This is a genomic window from Shewanella sp. 11B5 (assembly GCF_002836795.1).
Lineage (GTDB): Bacteria > Pseudomonadota > Gammaproteobacteria > Enterobacterales > Shewanellaceae > Shewanella > Shewanella frigidimarina.
Genome location: NZ_PJAP01000522.1, coordinates 1 through 5,570, shown reverse-complemented (window position 1 = coordinate 5,570; position 5,570 = coordinate 1). Strand labels below are relative to the sequence as shown.

At 42.1% G+C, this 5,570-nt stretch carries 7 protein-coding genes; 4 read left to right on the top strand and 3 right to left on the bottom strand.

The window, feature by feature from the left end; all coding sequences use genetic code 11:
* Positions 1–152: 152 nt before the first annotated feature.
* The 3 genes from rpe to trpS are packed head-to-tail and all read left to right on the top strand — an operon-like array spanning position 153 to position 2,583.
* A complete protein-coding gene (gene rpe / locus CXF78_RS12310) occupies positions 153–824 on the top strand; it encodes a ribulose-phosphate 3-epimerase (RefSeq protein ID WP_011635871.1) in 672 nt (223 codons plus the stop codon).
* A 30-nt stretch (positions 825–854) separates the two neighbouring features.
* Positions 855–1,544 carry a phosphoglycolate phosphatase gene (locus CXF78_RS12305; protein ID WP_102036953.1) on the top strand — a complete coding sequence of 230 codons (690 nt, stop codon included), beginning with the start codon at positions 855–857 and terminating at the stop codon, positions 1,542–1,544.
* A 40-nt stretch (positions 1,545–1,584) separates the two neighbouring features.
* A complete protein-coding gene (gene trpS / locus CXF78_RS12300) occupies positions 1,585–2,583 on the top strand; it encodes a tryptophan--tRNA ligase (RefSeq protein ID WP_102036952.1) in 999 nt (332 codons plus the stop codon).
* Positions 2,584–2,628: 45 nt separating this feature from the next.
* Here trpS and CXF78_RS12295 read toward each other — a convergent pair whose 3' ends face one another.
* Entirely contained in the window at positions 2,629–3,498 is an 870-nt protein-coding gene (locus CXF78_RS12295; RefSeq protein ID WP_102036951.1) for a LysR substrate-binding domain-containing protein, read from the bottom strand.
* Between the two features lie 141 nt (positions 3,499–3,639).
* Here CXF78_RS12295 and CXF78_RS12290 point away from each other — a divergent pair, with 141 nt between their 5' ends.
* Entirely contained in the window at positions 3,640–4,515 is an 876-nt protein-coding gene (locus tag CXF78_RS12290) for a DMT family transporter (protein WP_102036954.1), read from the top strand.
* 36 nt (positions 4,516–4,551) lie between these two features.
* Here CXF78_RS12290 and CXF78_RS12285 read toward each other — a convergent pair whose 3' ends face one another.
* Positions 4,552–5,121: a BON domain-containing protein gene (locus CXF78_RS12285; protein WP_011635876.1), complete on the bottom strand. Its 570-nt coding sequence runs from the start codon at positions 5,119–5,121 to the stop codon at positions 4,552–4,554.
* The coding region (locus CXF78_RS12280) for an SIS domain-containing protein (RefSeq protein WP_102036950.1) at positions 5,118–5,570 on the bottom strand (453 nt) is incomplete at its 5' end. The genes CXF78_RS12280 and CXF78_RS12285, both read right to left, overlap by 4 nt.

Below are 5,570 nucleotides of genomic sequence, written 5' to 3'. Positions count from 1 at the left end.
CTGGTTTCTGTATAAAAAATAGCAAATCCGACTTATTGTCTAGTTTTTAACTAAATTCTATTGAGGATAGTGGTTATTTCCCTTGTTAGACTAGAGGCTTGCGGCTGCAAAGGGTAAAATGTCGTCACTTTGATCTGCCAATAGAGAAGATTATGCGCCCATTTTTAATTGCACCATCGATTTTGTCTGCTGATTTTGCCCGTTTAGGTGACGATGTGAAAGCCGTATTAGATGCGGGTTCGGATGTTGTTCATTTTGACGTTATGGATAATCACTACGTACCAAATTTAACCATAGGCCCTATGGTATGCACCGCGTTGCGCAATTATGGGATCACCGCTGATATTGATGTGCATTTAATGGTTAAACCCGTTGATCGCATTATTCCTGATTTTGCCAAAGCCGGTGCTTCAATTATCACTTTTCATCCAGAAGCATCAGAACATATCGATCGTACACTACAGTTGATTAAAGAATCTGGCTGTAAGGCTGGATTAGTCTTTAATCCTGGCACACCACTGCACTATTTAGATCATGTAATGGACAAGCTCGATGTTATTTTATTGATGTCAGTTAATCCTGGTTTTGGTGGTCAGTCTTTTATTCCGCATACGCTAGAAAAACTTCGCCAAGTTCGCGCGATTATTGATGCCAGTGGTTTTGATATTCGCTTACAAGTGGATGGTGGTGTTAAGGTCGATAATATTGCTGAAATAGCGGCTGCGGGTGCAGATATGTTTGTGGCAGGTTCGGCAATTTTCAATCAACCTGATTATAAAGTTGTTATTGATCAAATGCGTGCAGAACTCGCTTCGATATCATAATTTCTTTTTCCATATCCAGTGGGACTCTACATGATGCAATGGTCAAATATTCGCGCAATCGCCTTTGATTTAGATGGTACGCTGATCGACAGTGTGCCTGATTTGGCCGCGGCCACAAATGCCACATTAGCACAGAACCAATACCAACCAGTGACAGAAGCATTGGTTCGCAGCTGGGTAGGTAATGGTGCCCAAGTACTAATGCAACGAGCGTTAAGTTATGTGTCTGCTATGCCAGAAGATGCTCCTGAGCTGCAGGTAATGCTTGAACAAATTATGCCGCAATTTATGCATAATTATGGTGAACACTTACAAAAACATAGCCGTTTGTATCCGGGAGTTGTCAACACGTTACAGCTGTTAAAACAAGCAGGTTTTAAACTGGCTATCGTTACCAATAAACCATATCGTTTTACAGTGCCGTTACTAACCGCTTTTGGTCTTGATGACCTATTTTCTGAAGTTCTCGGTGGTGATTCATTGGCAAAAATGAAGCCAGACCCAATGCCATTACAACATTTGCTTAAACAATGGCAGTTAGATGAATCGCAATTACTAATGATAGGTGATTCAAAGAATGATATTTTAGCGGCTAAAGCTGCGAATGTTATGTCTATTGGCTTGACCTACGGATACAACTACGGCGAAGATATCGGTCTTAGCCTTCCGCATGCGATATGCGAAAACTTTGCTGATATAGAGCAATATTTACTTTCATAATAATTTGAATTTTATATAGATAATCTGGAGCAATAAACACATGACCAAACCCATAGTTCTTAGCGGTGCGCAGCCATCAGGCGAATTAACCATAGGTAATTATATGGGCGCACTTCGTCAATGGGTTGCCATGCAAGATAGCCATGATTGCCTATATTGTGTTGTTGATTTACATGCGATTACCGTGCGTCAAGATCCTAAAGTACTGCGTGAAGCTTGTTTAGATACGCTAGCCTTATACCTTGCTTGTGGTGTTGACCCTAAAAAAAGCACCGTGTTTATTCAGTCGCAAGTACCACAGCATACTCAACTCGGATGGGTATTAAACTGTTACACCCAAATGGGTGAGTTAAACCGCATGACCCAGTTTAAAGATAAATCGTTAAAGCATGCCAATAACATTAACGTGGGCTTATATGGTTATCCTGTTCTAATGGCGGCAGATATTTTGCTTTATCAAGCCAATGAGATCCCTGTTGGGCAAGACCAAAAGCAACATTTAGAGCTTACCCGCGATATCGCAACCCGTTTTAATAATGCTTACGGCGACACATTTACTATCCCAGAACCGTTTATTCCTGAACACGGTGCTAAGGTCATGTCGTTGCAAGACCCGCTTAAGAAAATGTCGAAGTCTGACGATAATCGTAATAACGTTATTGGTTTACTCGAAGATCCTAAAGCGATTTTAAAGAAAGTTAAAAAAGCCATGACCGACAGCGAAGAGCCACCAGTAGTGCGTTTTGATATGGAACAAAAGCCAGGTGTGTCGAATCTACTCAGCTTAATGTCAGGTTGTACTGGTCAGTCGATTGCGTCTTTAGAAGCAGAGTTTGAAGGCAAAATGTACGGTCATTTAAAAGTGGCTACTGGTGAAGCTGTCGTAGGAATGCTTGAGCCATTACAAGCTCGCTTTAAAGAGTACCGCGCCGACCATGCTTACTTAAGCCAAGTGATGGCGGAAGGTGCTGAAAAAGCTCAAGCTCGTGCAGAAGTCACCATTAAAAAAGTGTATGAAAAAATTGGTCTTATTGTGTAAGTATTATTTCAGCTAATGTTACCTATAAGCCAGCAACTTGCTGGCTTATTTTTTGGTTAACCATTGTACAAATGCAGCGATAGCGGGCTCCTTTAAACGTCGCTGTTTACAACTAAAATTGAATTCAAATCCAGTCAACATAGCGGGTAAATCAAGTGCGACTAATGCTCCCTTACTAATATCTCGTTCTACCATAAAATCTGACGCTAGCGCGATCCCCTGACCAGCAATTGCCGCTTCAATAGCTAACAACACATGGCTAAATACATGCTGTTGTTGCGTAGCCGCTATGCTGATGCTGTTAACCTTTAACCAGCGCTCCCAATCAAAGCCTATTGGCCCTTCATCTACAGTGAGTAATGCATGTTGCCGTAATACACTCAGCGCCGAGTGGTCGGTATTTAATAGCCCCGGGCAGATCACTGGGATCAGTCTCTCTTGGTGTAACATGCGATGCACATAACCCGGTTGGTCACTTTGACCAGTAATAAACATATCAGCAACACTATCACTCATCTGTGGGTCGTCGGTGATCATATCTAGGCGAATTTTAATCTGTGGATGTAAACGATGGAAATCGCTTAAGCGAGGAATCAGCCACTTAATGGCAAATGAACTGTATACCGCTAAGCGGAGCTGATCATTACAATCGCCAGTGATTTGCATGCTTAAATCATTCAACTCATTAAATATTCGCTCCAGTTCATGGTAAAGCACATTGCCTTTACTGGTTAAGCAGAGCTGCCTACCTTCGCGGATAAATAATCGTTCGCCAAAATGTGCTTCAAGCAGTCTCACTTGGTGCGATACCGCACTTTGAGTAATGCACAGCTCAGTTGCCGCCCGAGAAAAGTGAGCATGCCTTGCGGCCGCTTCAAAAATTTGTAGTGCCCGCAGTGGTGGCAGTTTGCGCATATACACCTCAAATATGAATTTATTTTATTAAAATTTATTAGGTATGAATTTAACTCATGCATGGATTAAAAACATCATTATTCGATATTAATTGATAACTATATGATGCAGCCAATTATTGGTCCTAAGGTTGTAAGTGTAATGAAATCCACAATAGCGATTGGCATGATGTTATTAGTTGTCGGTAACCTTTTTAGTGCTATGTATGATGTGTCTATAAAATGGCTCCCAGATGGCAGTAGCGCTGCAACATTTTTGTTAATCAGACAGTTAACATCAGTATTAATGTTGCTGCCATTGTGGTTTGCAACTAAAAAACCAATCAGTCGCCATATAAAGGTGCACTTAGTGCGGGCTAATACTGGCGCTATTGGAGCTGTATGCTTAATTATGGGGTTAATTGCGCTACCTATCGCCACTGTAAGCTCGTTGTTTTATTCGGCGCCATTAATGATTGTATTAATGGGATTTCTATTTTTAAAAGAGAGCGTCACCGCTACACATTGGCTGGCAGCTATTTTAGGATTTCTGGGCATCATTATTTTGCTACGACCAAGTGAAATTAACTGGTTTGGAATTGCAGTACTCATCTCTGCATTTATGTTTGCGATAAACCAGTTGGCATTGCGCAAACTCCCCAGTACAGAAAGCCCAGTTGTAACGTTAATGCTATATAACTTACTCAGTATTCCTTTGGTGTTGCTCATGGCATTGGTGCAAGGCATAGAGGCAATCAGTTGGTCTTTAGTGGCTATTGCGGTGTCGAGTAATGTGTTTTTATTGGCGTATCAGTGGTTTTGCGCGTTGGCTTATCGCCAAGCACAAGCCAGTCAAATTGTGGTGGCAGAATACACAGGACTATTATTTTGTGTCTTTTTTGGTTGGTTGTTTTTTGATGAATGGCTTGATGGCTTAAGTTGGGTTGGGGCTGGGTTTATTGTGTTGCCGTCGCTGATTATCCCGTGGATACAAGCCAAAAGATCCCAAAAAAAATTCATCGAGCAAAATGCAGGATGAATTTCTAAATCGCGATAATAAAAATGTACAGCAGGATTAAGATTCAGTGTATTCAAAAACCTTAATCACTTTGCGTACGCCTGCAGTATTTCGCGCGATATCAACCGCTAAATCAGCTTGCTTGCGGTCAATTAACCCAAGCAAAAAGACTTCGCCGTTTTCGGTAATCACTTTCACTCGAGTAATATCGAGTGATTTTTCATTTAACATGCGGCCTTTCACTTTGGTTGTTACCCAAGTGTCGTTGCTGCGTGTGGTAAATGACGTTGGCGTGCCAATACGAATTTGGTTATGTATTTTGCCGCCAATTTGTAAATCTTGTACCACTTTAATCGCTTTATCGCGCAGCATTGAGTTAGGTGCTTGGCCTATCATCAATACATTGTTGTTCATCACAACCGCGGCGATATTGGTTTGATTATTAAGGTCATCATGTTTTGATAGCGCACTAGCAATAACAAAGTCAGCATTAGTGTCGCTGATTTGAGTGCTCATGCTGCGCTCATCATTTACCATCTTGGCACCGCTAACGGCGCCAACCATGACAGCACCAGCACACCCCTGCAACATCGCCAGGACTGAGATGATGAGTAACCTTCTTATCATGCTTGTTCATCCTGTGGGAACAAGGTGCGGTCGATGTTATCGCATAAGCAGTGAATAACCAGTAAGTGAACTTCTTGAATACGTGCAGTAACGTTTGACGGTACGCGGATTTCGACATCTCCTGCGCTCATCAAGCCAGCCATTGCGCCGCCATCTTTACCTGTTAGAGCTACAATAGTCATGTCGCGGCTTAACGCTGCTTCCATGGCTTTAATAATGTTGCCAGAGTTACCGCTGGTTGAGATAGCCAATAAAATATCGCCTGGTTGACCCAGTGCAAAAATCTGCTTCGAGAAGATTTCATCGTAGCTATAATCGTTGGCAATAGCGGTAATCGTTGAAGTGTCACAGCTTAATGCTATAGCAGGCAGCGGTGGACGTTCAATTTCGTAACGGTTTAATAATTCAGCTGAGAAGTGCTGAGCATCGCCAGCACTGCCACCATTACC

Coding starts and splice junctions, on each gene's coding strand:
- rpe (WP_011635871.1), top strand. CDS start 153: ATGCGCCCATTTTTAATTGCACCATCGATTTTGTCTGCTGATTTTGCC.
- CXF78_RS12305 (WP_102036953.1), top strand. CDS start 855: ATGATGCAATGGTCAAATATTCGCGCAATCGCCTTTGATTTAGATGGT.
- trpS (WP_102036952.1), top strand. CDS start 1,585: ATGACCAAACCCATAGTTCTTAGCGGTGCGCAGCCATCAGGCGAATTA.
- CXF78_RS12295 (WP_102036951.1), bottom strand. CDS start 3,498: ATGCGCAAACTGCCACCACTGCGGGCACTACAAATTTTTGAAGCGGCC.
- CXF78_RS12290 (WP_102036954.1), top strand. CDS start 3,640: ATGAAATCCACAATAGCGATTGGCATGATGTTATTAGTTGTCGGTAAC.
- CXF78_RS12285 (WP_011635876.1), bottom strand. CDS start 5,121: ATGATAAGAAGGTTACTCATCATCTCAGTCCTGGCGATGTTGCAGGGG.